The sequence below is a fragment of the Oleiphilus sp. HI0079 genome (genome assembly GCF_001635105.1).
In genome coordinates, this window is the sequence record NZ_LWFT01000891.1 from 1 (window position 1) to 434 (window position 434).

Annotated in this window: 1 pseudogene; it reads left to right on the forward strand. The window is 49.1% G+C overall.

Features of this window, described 5'->3' with window-relative positions:
• Positions 1-434: pseudogene (secD, locus tag A3750_RS16435) on the forward strand (protein translocase subunit SecD); the annotation flags it as partial.

The window sequence follows — 434 nt, forward strand, 5'->3', positions numbered from 1 at the left end:
GGATGAGTATATCGCGGCGCTGAATATGGCTCCGACGACGCCAGATTGGCTGAGGGCAATTAATGCGGGGCCAATGAAGCTTGGTCTAGATTTACGCGGTGGTGTTCACTTCCTTTTAGAAGTAGATATGGAAAAAGCGCTAAGTCAGCGCTTGTCGGTCTATGAGAGCGAAATTAAATCAGTCCTTCGCGAAGAGCGTATCCGATACCGAGCGTTTGGTTTAGATGGCCTGGACGCAATAAAAATTAAGTTTCGTCAGGCTGAGGAGCGTGACAAGGCAGAAGCGCTAGCTGCCAGAGAGTATCGCGAATTCATGCGCGAGACAGAAGAAGATGACGAAGCGGCGTATTTGACGTTGCGCCTGTCTGAGCAGAGCATCGCAGATATTGAAGACTATGCTGTCCAACAAAACCTGATTACCTTGAGAAATCGAG